Raw genomic sequence first — 18677 nt, forward strand, 5'->3', positions numbered from 1 at the left:
TCGATTCTTTGCGAACTGTTCGCGCGCAAGAGTCTTGACGGTGCCATACCCCGCCCTTACCGTTGCCACGCACACACGGCAGACGGGTAGTTGGTATTGACTGACATACAGGTGAGTGGGGCACGCGAAGGAGGTCCCACCGCGTTAGCTGTGCTGCGGTTGTTGGCATCGGGAACCGCGCCCGATGTCTTCGAAGCACGGCTCAGGGAGATCGCCCGGGAATCCTCGCCACCGTGGAGTGCTGCGGATTTACACCGTGCCCGTGGATACGCCGAACGCATCTACGGGCTCATCGAGACACAGAATCAACGTGAGGCCCGGCTGTCCAACCTGGTCGGCGTGGCCATCGAGTTGCTCGGATGCCACGATATCGACGAGGCCTCGACCACTCTGGTGAAGCGGGCGCGGATCATGCTCGACGCCGACTTCGCGTTCATCTCGGTGCGCGATGACTCCGGACCCGAGGTGCGACATCATGTCCGCTACGTCGATGGGTCTACCACGGCGATCAATCGAAGCCTGTACTTCCCGATCGGCGACGACATCGGACTGGTGAGTCAGTACCGGCCCGGCCACGGTCCGGTGTGGACCGCGGATTACTCGTCCGACACCCGGTTCAGCCGGGCCAGCGACGGCGACGCCGCCATGCGCTCGGAAGGTGTGCACAGCCTGATGATCATGCCGATGGAGCATGAGGGTCAGCACTTCGGGAACCTCTATGTCGGCTCACGGACGGTGCGCAGCTTTACCGCCGCCGAGCGGTCCCTCTTCGTGAGTCTCTGCTCGTTCGCGGGTATCGCGCTGGCTCGCGCCGACGAATTCTCCAGCAATACCGCGCAAATCTGTGAGTTGGAGCAGCGCATCGAGCTGCGGACCAAGCTTCTGGATGCCGGGGCCGGCCCCGGTGGCATGGACAGCTTTGTCCTTGCGGCGGCGGAACGTTTGGGAGTCGCGATGCGGGTGACCGGACATGACGGCGCCGAGATCGCCTCGTACAAATGGGAATCCGACCCCGAAGACTATGTGACGACCGCGCTCACAGTGGGCGACGACTACCACGGCGAACTGTCGGTGGCCAGTCTGGACGACACACCGGTCTCGGTGTATCCGCTGAAGCTCCAGGATCTGGCCACCACGGCCGCGGTGGTGATGTCCGGCGATAATCGGATGTCGTTGTCGGTCTCCCAGTTGCGTGACGACCTGCTCCACGATGTACTGGATTCGCGTCAGCGCGACAATCGATTGGTTCAAACCTACGCCCGCCGTTTGTCTTTGGATCTCAACCAGCCGCATATCGTGGTGATCGTTCGACCCGAACGTGGTGGACTGGACCGCGCAGCACTGTGGTCGGCGTCATTCGCCTCTCGGGTGGGTGGGCTACGTGCCACCCAGGACGAGGTGGTGGTGCTGCTCGTACCCGGATCTGACCCGGGCCGGACCGCACAGGCGGTATGGGACGAGACCACTACGCATCTGCGCATGCCGGTCACGGTGTCCTCGGCGGGGCCCTCGGACCGTGTCGAGTCTATCGAGGAGACCTATCAGGACGCGCTGCGCTGTATGGACGCCATGAGTGCGCTGGGTGCACTCGGAACAGCGGCTGCCGCAAACGAACTCGGATTCCTGGGGGTGCTGTTGTCGCGCCACCAAGACGTGGAGGGATTCGTGAGATCGATGGTCGGTCCCGTCATCGACTATGACGACGAGCGTGACACCGACCTACTCCAGACGCTCGATGTGTATTTCACGGTCGGTGCCAGCCCCACCCGCGCCGCCAAGATCCTGCACACACATCCCAACACGGTGGTGCGCCGGCTGGACCGGGTGAATGAACTACTGGGTGACGGTTGGCAGGATGCCGAGCGCCTCCTGGACACGCAGCTCGCCATCAAGCTGTGGAAAGTTCGTGGTTCGCTGCTCACTCGCCAGACCGGGTGACACCAGGCATCCCACCGTCGCGGCGATCGACACGAGGGTGGCGTGACGGTGCCATCCGGTGAACGAGCGCCCCGCGAAGTCCTGCATGCCCATGCGGTTCGCCAGGTGCAGGTATCCCTGCTGCACGTGATCGGCCAGCGCCACCTGGTGCGCCTGAGACGAGGTGGAGAACTCGGGGTCGTTGGTCAGCCAGAGTTCGGTGCGAGCCCGCGAATGATCCAGCGGCGTCATGCCGACGAGAGTCAACGGTGTCCGTGAACGGGCCGCGGACGGGTCGGCCAGCTGAACCTTCGCGATGCTGATCAGGTGGCGGCGCCCCTGGTAGACGTACTGTTCGGTGCGTCGCGAGCCCTTGGTGGCCTGCACGATTTGTGCTGCCGGAAGTACCCGGCCCTGATAGCCGACGAACGCCGGGTCGACAATCTGCAGTTGCAGGTCACCCGATACACGTGAGGTCGCGACCTGGTGGGTCAAGCTGCCGAACAGCTGGGTCAGATCTGCGCTGTTGGCGCCCAGCAGGTCGAAGACCACCGGGGCATTCGACGGCCGGGCCACCTTGAGGAACTCCTGGAAAGCCGTGAGTGCGCATCCGCTGACCGATTCCAGCGGGTAGTCCTCGGGGATCGAGGTCTTGGATTTCTTGGTGGCCGATTCCAGCCAGGGCTGCGAGAGATGCAGACGCCAGCTGACGGGCACCGCGAAGCCGTCGGCCGCCAGCCACACGCTGAGTGCCAGCTGACCGTTGACCGCGCGCCCGGCGCGGGGGCAGTAGCGGCGGTCCACTCCCACCGAGTGCACTCCGGCCTTGGGAATCAGCATCGGCGTGACCACCCAGGCGGCGGGGTGATAGGCGCTGGTGAGGTAGCTCGTCAGATCTCGACGGACCGACCACCAGTCCCACGTGGAGCTGTTGACGAAGTGATGCAGGTTCTGCTCACTCACCTCGCGCCCCATGGACTGGCCCATGGTGGCGGCCATGTTCCGCGCGGACTTGCGGCCACGGACCTTCAGCAGACCGGTCACATAGTCCTCACCCTTGGCCCGCTGGTCGCACCGTGGCAGTGATCGCAGCACGTCGGGGCACACGTGCGCTGCCACCGACGCCATGGCGTCGACCGGAGAAACACGAGGACGTGTGTCGAACAGTTCGGGTGCGGCCTGCACCTTGGTCGCAGATGTCATGTCTGGAGCACCTCAATGAATTAGCGGGTGATCGATGTCGACCTCAGAATGGGCGAGATGCGGCCCTGGGAACAGGTATTGGCACCACACAAAGTGACGGACTATGCGTGTGGCCCGCTACACCCAACGCGGTGGACGAATAGGTGATGACAGATATGTGAACAACCCCGTGACCAGCGAATGATTAGCCGCATCCTGAGTCACTAGGTGGCGCAATGGGGTGCTTGGGGGGTCAACTTGACGGATTGTCTCCGAACTGACGAATTGAATTCGCGATTGTTTGGTGCGCGACGCCCCATCTCGAAGATAGAGAGGTGATTACCCGGCGGGCGTTGCTAGGCACGACATTTGCGTTGGCTGGGGCGGCGGCACTTGCGGGCTGCGGCTCGCAGGCCAGTGCGGCGGATCCGCAAGTTTCGGTCACCGGTGGTGCGATCCGCGGGGGGACGGCCGGAAAGGTTCACGTCTTTCGCGGCATTCCCTATGCGCAGCCGCCGACCGGGGAGAATCGATTTCGTTCCCCGCGCCCGGCGGTTCCGTGGCGAAATACTTTGAACACCACACGGTTCGGCTCTGACTTCATCCAGCCGGCCGGCGGTGACCCGGTGCGCCAGGAAGACGCGCTGTATACCAATGTCTGGACGCCCACAGTGGACGCGGGGGCCAAGCTGCCGGTGATCGTCTATATCCACGGTGGCGGCTGGTCCCGGGGAGCGGGCAGTCTCCCGGTCTACGACGGGGCGGCACTCGCCGAACGCGCCGGAGCTGTCGTCGTCAACTTCAACTACCGGCTGGGTGCCTTCGGCTTCTGCGGTCATCCCGCGCTCGAAGATCCTGACACCGGACTGCACACCAACTGGGGTCTGCAAGACCAGATCGCACTGCTGCGGTGGGTTGGTGAGAATGCCAAGGCTTTTGGCGGCGACCCGGCCAACATTACGCTCGTCGGCACCTCGGCAGGCGGTGCCAGCACCTGGCAATTGGCCCTGCACCCGCAGACCAGGCCGCTGCTACGCCGAATCATCAGCGTCAGCCAGGCTCATGTCTGGAGCCCGTATCTGAGCTTGACGCCCGACGATGCGACGGCGGTATTCGACGCCCTGGCCGCGGCGCAGGGGGTTTCGGTCAAGAACCTCAAAGAGGTCCCGGCCGACAGAATCCGCGACTGGTGGGTGGGGCAGTTCGCCTTGCCGAGGTCGCAGCGCGTGGTCAAGAGCGGTCGGCAGTATCGCGGCCCGGTTCTGGATCCGGTGTTGCTTCCCGCCTTCGACGTCAATCAACCGATACCGGACATCCCCACCATCTCCATCTACACCAGCACAGAGGGGTCATTCTTCACCGGCCCCCACGCGCCCGACCCGCAACCGCAGCCGACGGATGCGGCGTCACTGCACGCTGCCTTCCGCGACATCCTCGAGCAGGGCGTATCGCCGTTATCCGATGCGACCGTTGCCGATGCTGTTGCCGTCTATGCAGATTCGGCACGACAAGATGGTCGGCCAACCGATCCGCTGTCGTTGTGGACCGAACTGTGGGGCGATGCGCTGATCCGGCACGGCATCCTTGCCTTCACCCGCCGCGCGACGATCGAGCGGCGTGCGCCGCTGTATCTGATGGAGTACGCACACCCGGTGAAGCCCCCATACTTCGGCGTACCGCACGAATCGACGTCACCTTTCCTCTTCGGCACCTATGCGCACCCTTCCAATGTGGCCAAGTTCGGCGACGGGCCGAAGGAGCGGGAAACCTCTGCCGCTTTCATGGATCTGGTCGCGGAGTTCGTACATGGCCGCGCACCGGCCAGTCCGCGCCTTCCGCAATGGGATCCGGTTGGCCAGGACTTGCGGCAGCTCGTGCTGCGGGACGGTGCCGGAACAATCGCCACCCCTACCAAGACCACACAGCTGGGCGTTCTTGACGCAGTCCAGTGGGGCAAGTGAATCAGAAATCAATCGAATGGAGATCACGGGAATGACTGCGCCATCACTGCTGCTCGACACGGGACGTGCGGTACAACAGCCGGTCTGGGAGAACCATGCACACCTGGAACGTGTGCGTGCCGAACTCAGCGAGCTGCCCGCATTGATCGGGGCCGACGAGATCAGGACCCTGCGCACGCTGCTGAGCACCGTCGCTCAGGGCCGCGCCACCATCATTCAGGCGGGCGATTGCGCGGAGGATCCGCAGGAGTCGACCAATGCGCACGTGGCCCGCAAGGTGGCACTGCTCAACGTACTCGCCGGCACGATGCGGATGAAGACTCACCGGCCGGTGCTGCGGGTCGGACGCATCGGCGGCCAATACGCCAAGCCGAGGTCCAAGCCCACCGAGACGATTGACGGTGTCGAACTGCCCTCTTTCCGTGGACATCTCGTCAATGGTCCGCAACCTCATCCGGTGCATCGGCGCGCCAATCCGGATCGGATGCTCGCCGGCTATTGGGCCGCGAACCGGGTGATGGGTCATCTGGGTTGGCGGGTGCCGTCCTCGCTCTCGGTCATCGAGCCGCCGGTGTGGACGTCCCACGAGGCGCTGCTGCTGGATTACGAGGCTCCGCAGCTGCGCCGCGACGGCGAGAACCGCATGGTGCTCACGTCCACGCACTGGCCCTGGATCGGTGACCGGACCCGGCATCTGGACGGTCCGCATGTCGAATTGTTCTCGCGCATCGCCAATCCTGTGGCATGCAAGGTGGGGCCGTCGATGACGACCGAGGATCTCCTCGCGCTGTGCGACAAGCTGGATCCGGAGCACGAGAGTGGGCGGTTGACGCTGATCGCCCGGTTGGGTGCGTCGGCTGTGCGCGACAAACTGCCGGAATTGGTTGCCGCGGTCCGTGAATCCGGACACCCCGTTATCTGGCTGTGCGATCCGCTGCACGCCAATACCGTGTCCACCGAGTCCGGGTACAAGACGAGGCATGTCCAGACGGCCATCGATGAGGTCCGCGGCTTCCGCGAGGTGCTTGCCGAGGCGGGTGTGCACGCGGGTGGGTTGCACCTGGAAGCCACACCTGACGACGTGGTCGAGTGCGTCCTCGACGGCTCGCAGAATCACGAGGTAGGTCAGCGGTATTCGACGCTGTGCGATCCGCGCCTCAATACCGCGCAGGCCACCGAAGTGGTGTCGGCATGGTAGCGGTGGTCACCGGCGCAGGCGGGGGAGTCGGATCTCGGGTGGTGACCACCTTGGCTCGTCGGGACGAGCGGGTTGTCGCGGTGGATGTCGATGAAGTCGCCATCAAACAGCTCGTCGGGTATGCCGCCGACGAGGGGTTGGACATCATCGGACAGGTGCTCGACATCACCGACGACACCGCGGTGGCCGTCGGGGTATCGGACATCGAGTCTCGGATCGGACCGATCACCTCATTGGTGAATGGTGCTGGAGTGCTGAGAACAGGTGCAGCGGTGGAGTTCTCCGATGCCGACTGGGCACGGACCTTCGACGTCAACGTGCGCGCTCCCTTTGTTCTGAGCCGTGAGGTGGCTCGATATATGATCCCGCGCCGCGCAGGGTCGATCGTGACGATCGCCTCCAATGCCGCCCTGGTGGCTCGCAAGGGGATGACGGCATACGCCGCTTCCAAGGCTGCGGCCAACGCGTTCACCAAGAGCCTGGGGCTGGAGCTCGCCGAGCATGGAATCCGATGCAACGTAGTGGCACCCGGCTCGACGGACACTCCCATGCTGCGCGCCATGCTGGGCGATTCCTCGGACTCCGGATTGGTTGCCGGCAGCCTGGACGACTTCAAGCCTGGGATTCCCCTGGGGCGCATCGCACAACCACAACACATCGCCGACGCTGTGGCCTTTCTTTCTTCCGACCAAGCCGCCCACATCACCATGCACACGCTGGTGGTCGATGGCGGCGCGACGTTAGGGGTTTGACCAATGACCACTGCCACCCGCGGCATCCCGATCATCGCCGAGTACGACTTGCCGACCGTGGATCTACTGCCTGCGAACACGGCGACATGGCAGATCGACCCTGCACGCGCCGTGTTGCTCATTCACGACATGCAGCGCTATTTCCTGGCGCCGCTGCCTGTGTCGTTGCGTGATCAACTGGTGAGCAATGTGGTGGCCATCCGCGACAGGTCGGTGGCCGCGGGCATCCCGATCGCCTACACCGCTCAGCCTGGCAGCATGACCCAGGAGCAGCGTGGCTTGCTCAAGGACTTCTGGGGCCCCGGTATGCGTGTAGACGAGGAGCACCGTCAGATCGTCGATCCGATCGCACCCGACGCGGGTGACTGGGTCTTCACCAAGTGGCGCTACAGCGCCTTCCACCGTTCGGCGCTGTTGGAACGGATGCACGCAGCGGGACGTGACCAGTTGGTGATCTGCGGCGTCTACGCACATGTGGGTGTGTTGATGACGGCGGTGGACGCGTTCACCAACGATATCGAGACCTTCCTGGTTGCCGACGCGATCGCCGATTTCGATGACGAATCGCACTGGATGGCTTTGGAATACGCGGCACGACGGTGCGCCGTGCTGACCGTCACGGACGAGGTGCTGACATGAGCGATCTACTGGGACGTGTATTGGCGGGAGCAACCGGGCCATTCGCCTTGCTGTACCGCCCGGAATCCGGCGCACCCGATGCCGTCGACGTCGTCACCGGCACGGTGACGTCCGTCGAACGGATCGCCGACCTTCCGTTGCGCGACGGGCACAGTGGGCATGACCTGCTGGCCTTGGTGCCGTACCGGCAGATTGCCGAGCGCGGATTTGTAGCGCCCGATGACGGTGCTCCACTACTGGCGCTTGCCGTCGAGCAGCAGGAGTCGGCGCCGTTGTCGGAGGTATTGGACCGAATTCCCGAGTATCCGGTAGTGGTGGGCCACAGCGATTTCGACATCGACGACGAGGAGTACGCGCGTCTGGCCTCGGGAATCATCGCCGAGGAGATCGGCCAGGGGGCGGGCGCCAACTTCGTGCTCAAGCGGAACCTGTTGGTCCAGCTGCACGACTATTCGATCAACACCGCGCTGACGCTCTTTCGGAGACTGCTGGAGCGGGAGAAGGGCGCGTACTGGACGTTCCTGGTGAGTACCGGCGAGCAGGTATTCATCGGCGCGACCCCCGAACGCCATATCAGTGTGCAGGATTCGTTGGCCGTGATGAATCCGATCAGCGGAACGTATCGATACGGTGCCAACGGCCCGAACCTGGATGCGGTCATGGAGTTCCTCGCCGACACCAAGGAATCCGACGAGCTCTACATGGTGGTCGATGAAGAGCTGAAGATGATGGCCCGAATCTGCCCGGACGGTGGGCAGGTGCAGGGACCGTACCTGAAGGAAATGGCGCGGCTCGCGCACACCGAGTATCTGATTTCCGGTGTTACTGATCGAGATCCGCGTGAGATTCTGGCCGAGACGATGTTCGCGCCGACGGTGACGGGAAGCCCACTGGAGAACGCGTGCCGTGTCATTCAACGGTATGAACCCAAGGGGCGCCGGTACTACAGCGGCGTTGCCGCATTGGTCAGCACAGATACCGCCGGTGTGCGGCAAGTGGATTCGGCCATCTTGATCCGCACCGCGGAGATCGCACCGGATGGTGCGCTTACCGCCGGCACCGGCGCCACCATCGTTCGGCATTCCAATCCCGCGAGCGAGGCCGCTGAAACCCGCAGCAAGGCGGCCGGATTGCTCTCCGCTCTGACGACACGCCGGGAACTTCGCAGCCATCCCCGTGTTACGGAGGCGCTGGCCAGCCGCAACACCGGCATCGGGACCTTCTGGCTTGGACACGGATCGGGAGAGAACGCCGCGAGTCTGGTGGGCCGCACCGCGCTGGTGGTCGACGCCGAGGACACGTTCACCTCGATGATCGGATTGCAGTTGCGGGCCTTGGGTTTACGTGTGGATATCCGCCGATTTGACGAGGATATCCAACCCGGCGCACATGACATCCTGGTGCTCGGCCCCGGCCCGGGCGATCCGACGGAAATCGATGTTCCGAAGATCGCGACACTGACCGCCTTGACGAAGACCGCACTGACTCAGCGCATTCCGTTCCTATCGATCTGCCTGAGTCATCAGGTGCTCTGCCGGCAGTTGGGCCTGCCCGTTCGTCGTCGGGAGCAGCCCAATCAGGGTGTGCAGCGGCAGATCGATTTGTTCGGAACCGAGCGACATGTGGGGTTCTACAACACCTTCGCCGCGGTGACGAGCGGCGAGTGGGTCGATACGCCCGCAGGACGGGTGCAGATCAGTGCCGATGCCGCGACAGGCGAGGTTCATGCGTTGCGCGCCAAGCGGTTTGCATCCATCCAGTTCCACGCCGAGTCCATCCTCACTCGCGATGGCGTGGGGATCTTCGGTGAGTTGCTCACGCCGCTGGCGACGGGTGTTCCGGTACTAGCATGACGAGTGTGCGCATAGACATTCACGCTCACCTGTGGTCTGACGACTATCTGTCGTTGCTCGACGAGTATGGGAGGGCCGGTACCGATGTCCATCGGGGCCTGGGTGCCGGGGCGACGCGTACCGATTTGGATGGACGTTTCGCGCTGATGGATGAGGCGGGTGTCGACCTGCAGATCCTCTCGGCTACACCGGCATCGCCTCATTTCGAGGACGAGACGGCCGCCGTCGAGAGTGCCCGGTTCGTCAACGACGAGTACGCGAAGCTCGCCAGTGAGTATCCGGGACGGTTCCGCGCGCTGGCGTCACTGCCGCTACCCCACATCCCGGCGGCGTTGGAGGAGCTGAGCCGTGCGATCGACGATCTGGGCATGTACGGCGCGTCGATCACGACCTCGGTACTTGGCCGGTCGATAGCCGATCCGCTATTCGATCCGCTGTACGAGGAACTGAATAGCAGGGGCGCAATACTTTTCGTGCATCCAGCAGGGTGCGGTGCGGACTCGTCTTTGATCACCGATCACTCGCTCACCTGGTCGATCGGGGCGCCGATCGAGGACACGATCGCCATCATGCACCTTATCGTCGCGGGCATCCCGTCGCGTTATCCGGATATGAAGATCGTGACGTGTCATCTGGGCGGGGCCTTACCGATGGTGCTGGAGCGCGCGAACCGTCAGGTGACCGAATGGGAAGCGACACATTGTCCGGAAGCACCCAAGGATGCCGCCCGGCGGCTGTGGTTCGACACGGTGGGGCATGACCACACTCCCGCGCTGCGGGCCGCTGTCGCATCGCTCGGCGCCGACCGGTTGGTATTCGGATCGGACTTCCCGTACCAGGGAGGCCCCCGGTACGTCAGTTCCGCGACCTACATCCAGGAGGGTCTGTCGGCCGAAGACGCGTCGCTGATCCTGGATCGCAATGGAGCTGAGCTGCTGGGGCTGGTCGGCGATTAGGCGTTTGTATCGGAGTGCGGTTGCGGTGCGCTATTCGATGCCGACTCGGAAAGGCGTGACCGAACATCCTCGGAGAATGGTGTCGAGAGGCGCGAGCTTTCATCCATCAAAACAATGACAGAGAGGGCTCTCGCGACACACCGGTTTTCCTGAAAGATGGCTTGGCGGAGTTTGAGTGAACTGCGCCCGACGGAATCCACCGCTGTGCCGATAGTTACTTGGCCTGGCCATAGCATCTCGCCCAGGAAATCGATCTCCAAACGTGCGATAACAAACGCCCTGTTTGGCTCCAGGATTCGTCTTGTGCTGTCGTGTAGAAACTCGACTCGCCCGGTTTCCAGCAAGGTGGAGAAAACGGAATTGTTGATGTGTCCTTGCCGGTCCGTATCGGCATAACGCAGCTTGTCGTGTGAATGCAGCGGAAACTCTGCAAGAGTTGGAATTTCAGCCATTCCCGCTGGTCCTTTCCTAAGCGAATTCGAGGGCACAGACGGTATTGCCTCAATCCGATTTCACGATATCGGAAGGTAACACCCACCACGGTTGGGGGCGGTATGGCCCACCCACTAGACTGATCGCTGGACCCCGCGCGGCGTCTATCCTGTGAACTCCCCCAGGGCTGGAAGGCAGCAAGGGTCAACGGGCTCTGTCGGGTGCGCGGGGTCCCCTTTCCGAAGATTGCGACCTCCAGATGCCCCGCAGGGCGAATAGGGGAAAGCCGTGTCATTCTTGTCGCTCGGACCCGACGAACTCGCAGCTCAGCATCGGTTGCAGCAGGAGAACTACAGCCAGCTCAAGGCCAAGGGGCTCTCGCTGGACCTCACTCGTGGCAAGCCGGCGCCCGAGCAGCTGGATCTGTCGAACGGCCTGCTGGCGCTGCCCGGTGACGGCGACTACCTCGACGGCAATGGCACCGATACGCGCAACTACGGCGGCGGTAACGGCCTTCCGGAGCTGCGTGCAATCTTCGGTGAGCTACTCAGTGTTCCCGCGCCCAACCTGATCGCGGCCAACAACGCCAGCCTTTCCCTCATGCACGACGTGATCGTGTACGCGCTGCTGCACGGAACCGTCGACTCACCCCGGCCGTGGGTTGAGGAGCCGTCACTAAAGTTCCTGTGCCCGGCGCCCGGATACGACCGTCATTTCGCAATCACCGAATCCTTCGGCATCGAGATGATTCCGGTACCGCTGCGCGAGGACGGCCCCGACGTGGACCTCATCGAGGAGCTCGTCGCCTCCGACCCGACCATCAAGGGCATGTGGAGCGTTCCCGTCTTCTCGAACCCCACCGGAACCGTCTACTCGTGGGAGGTCGTTCGCCGGCTGGCCCAGATGAACACGGCGGCACCGGATTTCCGGCTGTTCTGGGATAACGCCTACGCGGTACACACCCTGACGCATGATTTCGTCCGGAATGTGGACTTGCTGGGGCTCGCCGAGACCGCCGGACATCCCAACCGCCCGTTGATCTTTGCGTCCACCTCGAAGATCACCTTCGCCGGAGCCGGCGTCAGTTTCATGGGCGGATCACTGGCCAACATCGCGTGGTACCTGCAGCACGCCGGTAAGCGCAGCATCGGGCCCGACAAGGTGAATCAGCTGCGGCACCTGCGCTTCTTCGGCGATGCCGAGGGCGTCAAGCTGCACATGCAGAAACATCAGCAGATCCTCGCGCCCAAATTCGAGCTGGCGCTTGAGATCCTGGACGACCGATTGAGCGAGAGCAAGATCGCATCGTGGAGTGAGCCCAAGGGCGGATACTTCATCAGCCTCGACGTGCTGGACGGCACCGCCAAACGCACGGTGGCCCTGGCCAAGGAGGCCGGGATCGCGCTCACCGAGGCGGGCGCCACGTTCCCGTACCGAAATGACCCGAATGACAGGAACATTCGTCTGGCACCGTCGTTCCCGCCGCTGGAGACCGTCGGCGCCGCCGTCGATGGTCTGGCGACGTGCGCGCTGCTGGCGGCAACCGAGAAGCTGCTGGAGCGTGCCAACTAGGGCGCCTGCTGCACCTTGTCGATCTGTTTGTTGAGCAGCGTCAGCGCCAGCTTGTCGTTGTCACTGGTCCAGGGCTCCATGGCGTGAAGGACCTTGACGGTCACCGTGGTGCCGCGTGGATGTGCGGTGAGCGTCTTGACGGTGATCTCGACGGTCTGTTCACCGTCCATGCCCAGGCCGCCGGTGAAGACGGCTGCGATCGCGTCCACGCTCGCTCCCGAGACCTTCTCCGTCTTGACGCTGCCGGTCCCGCCGATCCCGTCGAGGTCAAGCGTGACGGACCCACACCGCCCCGCCTTCTCCTGGATGGTCTGGAACGAATCGGCGATCCCTTTGCCAACCACGACGTCCACACGAAGAGACCCGTCCTCGTACTGTGCGGCGGCCTGATCGAAGGTGACCGTGTCGTGGTTGACGAACATGTTGCACTCGGATGGGCTGACCGTTGGGCCGTCATCACCCGGGCGCTCAAGCACCTCATAGGTGCCCGAGCCCTCGGGGAAGTCCTGGCGGGGCAGCAGGAGTTTGGCGGGATCACCCTTGGGCAGCCCGGGTGAACCGTCCGACTTCGGTTCACCCGAGACGACGCTGGTGCACGCCGATACGAGGATCAGTGCGGCGGATATCGCGCTGATGGACAGCGTGCGAGCCACGGGACTTCCCCCATCCGTCATGTGCGGATTCGCCTAGGGCGCCTTTTGCACCTTGGCGATCTGCTTGTTGAGTAGATCCAACACCAGTGCGTCCTGCTCGGGAGTCCACGGCTCGATGAATCGGTCGACCTCAATGCGGACGGTCGTGCCCCGGGGATGCGCGATCGCGATGTGCGACTCGACGCCGATCTGGTCGCCCTCAGGTCCGAGAAGACCGCCGACCTTGACCAACTTGGTCTCCGCGGAGGCACCGGGCAAATCGGAGATGGAGACATGCGCCTTCATCGCCACCCCGTCACCCTCCATCTGGACGGATGCGCATTCCTGGGCGCGCTTCAAGAGGTCGTCGAAGGACTGCTTGATACCGAGCCCGACACTGCTCTCCGCCATCACGGTGTCCGAGTCGTACTTGGCGCGCGCCCTGTCGTAGTCGCCGTCTCCCTCGGAGATGAACTCGTAGCACCCGGGCGGGTTGACCTTCTCCGGCTTGGACTTGTCCGCCTTGTCCTTGTCGAGTTTGAGCTTGTCTTCGATGGTGAACGTCCCATTGCCGGCGGGGAAGTCCTCCCGGGTCAGCAAAAGTGCGGTCGCCGGGCCCTCGGGCAACTTTACGGTCGGCTCGTCGGCCTTCTGGGTACTCGACGACGGCGCCGGTGACTCACTCGGCGATTCCTTGGAACAAGCGGAGGTGAATGCGAGTGCGATGACACTCGCGCCAACCGCCAACACAGTGTTCATATCAACGCGACGTGTCCTCATGCGCGGACTTTAGCGAACAAGATCACCCAATGTGGCCGTTTGTTCGTCAGGTGGCCCGCCAAGGTCGTCTGCGGTCGCCGGTACCCTTGCTCTCCGTGGCCCTGTACCGCAAGTATCGCCCGGCGACCTTCGCCGAAGTCATCGGCCAGGAGCACGTCACCGGACCGTTGACCACCGCGCTGGACGCGGGCCGCATCAACCACGCCTATCTGTTCTCGGGGCCCCGTGGCTGCGGTAAGACGTCCTCGGCCCGCATCCTGGCCCGCTCGCTGAACTGCGTGCAGGGGCCCACCTCGACGCCGTGCGGGGTCTGTGATTCGTGCGTGGCGCTGGCGCCCAACGGATCGGGCAACGTCGATGTCATCGAACTGGACGCCGCCAGCCACGGTGGTGTGGACGACACCCGTGAGCTGCGTGATCGGGCCTTTTACGCACCCGCGCAGTCGCGCTACCGCATCTTCATCATCGATGAAGCGCACATGGTCACCACTGCGGGTTTCAACGCGCTGCTCAAGATTGTCGAGGAGCCACCCGAGCATCTGATCTTCGTTTTCGCCACCACCGAGCCGGAGAAGGTGCTGCCGACCATCCGGTCGCGCACCCATCACTATCCGTTCCGCCTGCTGGCGCCCAAGACGATGCGGACGCTCGTCGAGGCCATCTGTGCGCAGGAGAACGTCGCCGTCGACGATCCGGTGTACCCGCTGGTGATCCGCGCCGGTGCCGGATCCCCTCGAGACACCCTGTCGGTACTGGACCAGTTGCTCGCCGGTGCGGACGAGGAACGCGTGACCTACCAGCGGGCTCTCGCACTGCTGGGCGTCACCGATATCGCACTGATCGACGATGCGGTGGATGCGCTCGCGGCCGGTGACGGCGCGGCGGTGTTCGGAGCCATCGAAGGCGTGATGGATGCCGGACACGATCCGCGCCGATTCGGCACCGACCTGCTCGAGCGTTTCCGCGATCTTATTGTTCTGCAAGCGGTTCCGGATGCGGTGGAGCGCGGTGTGGTCGATGCTCCGCAGGACGTGCTGGAGCGGATGCGCGAGCAGGCCGAGCGCATCGGGCCCGCGACCTTGACCCGATACGCCGAGGTGCTGCACGCCGGGCTCGGGGAGATGCGGGGCGCGACGGCACCTCGGCTGCTGCTGGAAGTGGTGTGCGCCCGACTGCTGCTGCCCTCGGCCACAGACGCGGAATCTGCTGTGCTGCAACGCGTCGAGCGCATCGAGAAGCGTCTGGACATGTCGGTGCCCGAGGCCGGTGGGGCAGGCGCGTCGCCGCGCTTTGTCCGCAAGTCCCAGGCCCCCAACGCCCCGGCCGCCGAAACAACCGTACCGCCGGCCCCGGCGCCCGAGCCTCCCGCGCCGACTCCGCCTCCTACACCCGCTCCGGCTCCGGAACCCACCCCGCAGCCGGACCCAGTTCCAGCGCCAGAGCCTGAGCCAACCCCGGCACCTGCTCCGGCGCCCGAGCCCGAGCCGGCCCCGGAGCCGCCCTCACCGCCCGTTCCGGAACCAGAGCCGGAACCGGAACCAGAGCCAGTTCCAGCGCCAGAACCGGAACCTGCCCCCGAGCCGCGTCAGCCCGGGGCCCTTGACACCACTGCCGTGCGCAACGCCTGGGCCGAGATCCGATCCAAGGTCAGGGACCGCAGCCGGACCACCGAGGTCATGCTCTCCGGTGCCACCGTGCGTGCCATCGAGGGCAAGACCCTGGTGCTGTCCCATGATTCGCCACCATTGGCCAAGCGCATCACCGAGTCGCGCAATGCCGAGGTCATCCGGGAAGCGTTGAAGGATGCGCTCGGGGTGGACTGGGAGATCCGTTGCGAGGCGGGCAGTGCGGACGCCGGCACCCCCGCCCAGGCGCCGAAAGTCAACAAGGCCCCACCGCGGGTCGTGACCCGGCCCAGCCGCCCGACGCCCGAGCCCGAGCCGGCACCCGAACCTGAACCGGAACCCACGTCCCCGGAGGACGAGGAGGAGCAGATGCTCGCCGAGGCCGGGCAGGGCGAGGCGGGTCCGCGACGCGATCCCGAAGAGGTTGCGCTGGAACTACTTCAGAACGAGCTGGGCGCTCGCAAGATTGACCCCAGCTAGGGCTGCCACCACGGGCGCAGCGGCAGCGAGGACCCGCCGCGCGCATCAAGTTTAGTGGCCAGCACCTGGTGTAGCTGAACGACATTGCGCTCGAAGCCCAGTCGTGAACCGGCCATGTACAGGCCCCACACCTTCGCGGTGGCCTCGCCTACCTCGTCGACTGCCTCATCCCAGTGTTCGACGAGGTTGGCGCACCACTCCTTGAGGGTCAGTGCGTAATGGTGACGCAGATTCTCCTCGTGCAGCACCTCCAGGCCAACGTTCTGGATCTCGGTGATGATTTTCCCCGACCCAGTCAACTCCCCGTCGGGGAAGACGTAGCGGTCGATGAAATATCCTGCGACGGCCGAGGTTCGATTGTCCGGCCGGGTAATGCAATGGTTGAGCAGCAGGCCGCCGGTCTTCAGTCGCGACTGCAGAAACCGGAAGTAGGCGGGATAGTTCGCGATGCCGATGTGCTCGGTCAGCCCGATCGACGAGACCGCGTCGAACTCTCTTTCTGTGGTATCGCGATAGTCCGCATGGCGGACCTCCGCCAGATCCGAAAGGCCTTCGTCGGCAAGGGCTTTCTGTGCCCAGGCGGCCTGCTCGGCCGATAAGGTGACACCGGTGGCGCGTACGCCGCGCCGTGCGGCGTACCGGACCATCGATCCCCAGCCGCAACCCACGTCGAGCAACCGGTCTCCGGGTTTGAGCGCCAGCTTCTCGAAAACCAGCCGGTACTTGTTCTCTTGTGCCTCTTCCAGCGTGGCCTCAGCGTTCGGATAGCAGGCACACGTGTAGGTCATGGACGGGCCGAGTACCCACTCGTAGAACGCGTTCGAGACGTCGTAGTGATGATGGATGGCCTCGGAATCGCGGGTCTTGCTGTGCCGGAATCCCTCGACGACCCGCCGCCAACGGGGCAGTGCCTCCTGCGGCGGCGGTGCGATGGGCCGCAGATGTTCGAAACCGATCGACCTGACGATGTTGGCCAGTACGCGCGCGGGCGGTCGCTTGAAATCCAGTCTGTCGGCCATGGCCTTCAACAGTTCATAAGGGTCGCCCGGGTGCACGCCCTGCATTTCGATATCGCCGGAAACATACGCCCGCGCCAGCCCCAGGTCACCCGGCGCCGTCGCCAAATACGTTGTGCCGCGCGGCGTCAGTAGATCGAGCCCCAGTTCGGCATTCTCCGGTCCGGCCTTGCTGCCGTCGTAGGCGCTGAAGCGCAGCGGCAGGTCTCCGGCCGCCATGATTTCGAGAATCTCGGCCAGCGAGAGCTTGCCGTTCTCGCCCCGGTCGTTCTTGGCCTGAGTCGTCGTCATTGTCGCCGTACCGCCTTCGCGTAGAGATCCAGCAATCGGTTATCGGGGTCGTACATCTTCTTCAACGTCCGATAGTGCTCGCCGCCATACAGAGCCTCGAACTCTTCACGCGGATAGAAGGATTCGGAGTACAGCGATTTGTGTCCACCCAGTTCGCTGACCTTGTGCTCGATCCGCCGGTTGGTGGCTCCATCGACGGCGCCTGCGGGCACCGAGGACCAGAAGCCGATGTTGACGTACGTCTGGCCCGAGCGTATCGGATACAGCGGCCATCCCGCGTTGTCGCGTAAACGCAACGGACACAGCCATACCGGTTCAATGGGTACTTCGTCGAGGAACCATCGCAGAAACTCCGCGGTGTGACCGATCGGTACCTCGACGTCCTGGACGACGCGTTCCCGGGCTGGGCGCCCGTTGAACTTCTCGATGCGGTCGGCGATGTTGTAACGCTGATCAAGGCCGATCATCTTCCAGTAGACGCTGCTGCGCCGATACTTTCGCGGCCACAGCCTGCGGATGCGTGGATTTTGCGCGCCGAACGCGCGGGAACACCAGAACCAGTCGGTGTCCCAACGCCATAGGTAGTCGTGGATGCTCAGCCGATCGTGACCGGTGCCGTCCGCATGCTGGATCGAGCGATAGTAGATCTGTTGTCCCGTGTAATCGCTCACCGGGCCGGGCGCATCCGTCTGGGTGCCCAGACACAGGTAGGACTCCTCGTCGGTGAACACCACACCGTCCAGATAGTCTACTCGTTCGCCCTGGAAGGTCGCCGAATCCACGATCGACTCCATCGCTGCCACGAGTTCATCGAGGCCATGGAATCGGATGTGCCGCAGGGCAACAAACCGTCCGACGGGTTCGAGCTCGATGCGTAGCCGCACCGAGTAGCCCAGCGTGCCGTACGAGTTGGGGAAGCCTCGATAGAGATCTGTGTGTTCGTGCGCCGATGCGGTGACGATTTCGCCCGCGCCGGTGAGGATGTCCATGTCGAGAACCGACTCGTGCGGAAGCCCGTTGCGGAAGGACGCCGATTCGATCCCGAGCCCGGTGACCGCGCCACCCAGTGTGATGGTCTTGAGCTGGGGCACCACCAGCGGTGCGAGTCCGTGGGAAAGGGTGGCCGCGACCAGGTCCTCATAGGTACACATGCCGGCCACGTCGGCCGTGCGATTGACGGTGTCCACACTGATGACACCGGTGAGGCCCGAGGTATCCAGGCCCGGTGTAGTCGACTTTGCCCTTGCGCGGAACAGATTTGAGGTGGGCTTAGCCAAACGCACGGTCGCCGTCGTGGGAATGGCCCGGTAACTCCGTAGTAGCCGGTTCACTCCCTCGGCGTGCGCCGATCCTGACGAGATAGGCACAATTCCTACGCTAGCCCGGTTCTG

15 protein-coding genes and 1 other RNA gene are annotated in these 18677 nt (G+C 64.0%); 10 read left to right on the top strand and 6 right to left on the bottom strand.

The window, feature by feature from the left end:
* Positions 1-150 precede the first annotated feature (150 nt).
* The gene (locus HBA99_RS01460; protein WP_044104891.1) at positions 151-1938 is read left to right on the top strand and encodes a helix-turn-helix domain-containing protein; all 1788 of its coding nucleotides are present in this window, start codon (positions 151-153) and stop codon (positions 1936-1938) included.
* Here HBA99_RS01460 and HBA99_RS01465 read toward each other — a convergent pair.
* Positions 1834-3120, bottom strand: coding sequence for an IS701 family transposase (locus HBA99_RS01465; RefSeq protein WP_030096027.1), 1287 nt, complete (start codon positions 3118-3120; stop codon positions 1834-1836). The genes HBA99_RS01460 and HBA99_RS01465 overlap by 105 nt on opposite strands.
* Positions 3121-3434: 314 nt before the next feature.
* Between HBA99_RS01465 and HBA99_RS01470 the strand changes: the two genes are divergently transcribed.
* Genes HBA99_RS01470 through HBA99_RS01495 form a run of 6 tightly spaced genes read left to right on the top strand, consistent with a single transcriptional unit; the run spans position 3435 to position 10458 of the window.
* Positions 3435-5060: a carboxylesterase family protein gene (locus tag HBA99_RS01470; protein ID WP_070951664.1), complete on the top strand. Its 1626-nt coding sequence runs from the start codon at positions 3435-3437 to the stop codon at positions 5058-5060.
* Between the two features lie 16 nt (positions 5061-5076).
* Positions 5077-6258 carry a 3-deoxy-7-phosphoheptulonate synthase gene (locus tag HBA99_RS01475; RefSeq protein WP_057963538.1) on the top strand — a complete coding sequence of 394 codons (1182 nt, stop codon included), beginning with the start codon at positions 5077-5079 and terminating at the stop codon, positions 6256-6258.
* Positions 6252-7010 carry an SDR family NAD(P)-dependent oxidoreductase gene (locus HBA99_RS01480; protein WP_070951663.1) on the top strand — a complete coding sequence of 253 codons (759 nt, stop codon included), beginning with the start codon at positions 6252-6254 and terminating at the stop codon, positions 7008-7010. The genes HBA99_RS01475 and HBA99_RS01480 overlap by 7 nt, the downstream gene beginning before the upstream one ends.
* Positions 7011-7013: 3 nt before the next feature.
* Positions 7014-7649 carry an isochorismatase family protein gene (locus HBA99_RS01485; protein ID WP_070951662.1) on the top strand — a complete coding sequence of 212 codons (636 nt, stop codon included), beginning with the start codon at positions 7014-7016 and terminating at the stop codon, positions 7647-7649.
* On the top strand, positions 7646-9502 hold the full coding sequence (locus HBA99_RS01490) for an anthranilate synthase family protein (RefSeq protein ID WP_070951661.1): 1857 nt from the start codon (positions 7646-7648) through the stop codon (positions 9500-9502). Before HBA99_RS01485 ends, HBA99_RS01490 begins: the two co-directional genes overlap by 4 nt.
* 5 nt (positions 9503-9507) lie before the next feature.
* Positions 9508-10458 carry an amidohydrolase family protein gene (locus HBA99_RS01495; RefSeq protein ID WP_030096021.1) on the top strand — a complete coding sequence of 317 codons (951 nt, stop codon included), beginning with the start codon at positions 9508-9510 and terminating at the stop codon, positions 10456-10458.
* On the opposite strand, the gene HBA99_RS01500 is transcribed toward HBA99_RS01495, so the two are convergent.
* A complete protein-coding gene (locus HBA99_RS01500) occupies positions 10455-10910 on the bottom strand; it encodes an acyl-CoA thioesterase (protein ID WP_030096020.1) in 456 nt (151 codons plus the stop codon). The two genes, HBA99_RS01495 and HBA99_RS01500, sit on opposite strands and share 4 nt — an antisense overlap.
* A gap of 124 nt (positions 10911-11034) precedes the next feature.
* On the opposite strand from HBA99_RS01500, the gene ffs reads away from it, so the two are divergent.
* An RNA gene (gene ffs / locus HBA99_RS01505) (signal recognition particle sRNA small type) lies at positions 11035-11131 on the top strand.
* A 47-nt stretch (positions 11132-11178) separates the two neighbouring features.
* A complete protein-coding gene (locus HBA99_RS01510; RefSeq protein WP_030096019.1) occupies positions 11179-12462 on the top strand; it encodes an aspartate aminotransferase type Ic in 1284 nt (427 codons plus the stop codon).
* Here HBA99_RS01510 and HBA99_RS01515 read toward each other — a convergent pair.
* Complete coding sequence (locus tag HBA99_RS01515; RefSeq protein ID WP_057967032.1) at positions 12459-13115, bottom strand: hypothetical protein; 657 nt, start codon at positions 13113-13115, stop codon at positions 12459-12461. The genes HBA99_RS01510 and HBA99_RS01515 overlap by 4 nt on opposite strands.
* 33 nt (positions 13116-13148) lie before the next feature.
* On the bottom strand, positions 13149-13874 hold the full coding sequence (locus HBA99_RS01520) for a hypothetical protein (protein ID WP_081347637.1): 726 nt from the start codon (positions 13872-13874) through the stop codon (positions 13149-13151).
* Positions 13875-13969: 95 nt separating this feature from the next.
* Here HBA99_RS01520 and HBA99_RS01525 point away from each other — a divergent pair, with 95 nt between their 5' ends.
* A complete protein-coding gene (locus HBA99_RS01525) occupies positions 13970-15979 on the top strand; it encodes a DNA polymerase III subunits gamma/tau (protein ID WP_070950912.1) in 2010 nt (669 codons plus the stop codon).
* Here the strand turns inward: HBA99_RS01525 and HBA99_RS01530 are convergent.
* Both HBA99_RS01530 and HBA99_RS01535 read right to left on the bottom strand, forming a co-directional pair.
* The gene (locus HBA99_RS01530) at positions 15976-17286 is read right to left on the bottom strand and encodes a class I SAM-dependent methyltransferase (RefSeq protein WP_030096015.1); all 1311 of its coding nucleotides are present in this window, start codon (positions 17284-17286) and stop codon (positions 15976-15978) included. The genes HBA99_RS01525 and HBA99_RS01530 overlap by 4 nt on opposite strands.
* On the bottom strand, positions 17283-18653 hold the full coding sequence (locus HBA99_RS01535; RefSeq protein WP_070923291.1) for an FAD-binding oxidoreductase: 1371 nt from the start codon (positions 18651-18653) through the stop codon (positions 17283-17285). The genes HBA99_RS01530 and HBA99_RS01535 overlap by 4 nt, the downstream gene beginning before the upstream one ends.
* Positions 18654-18677: the final 24 nt, after the last annotated feature.

The sequence above is a fragment of the Mycobacteroides chelonae genome, assembly GCF_016767715.1.
Classification (GTDB): Bacteria; Actinomycetota; Actinomycetes; order Mycobacteriales; family Mycobacteriaceae; genus Mycobacterium; species Mycobacterium gwanakae.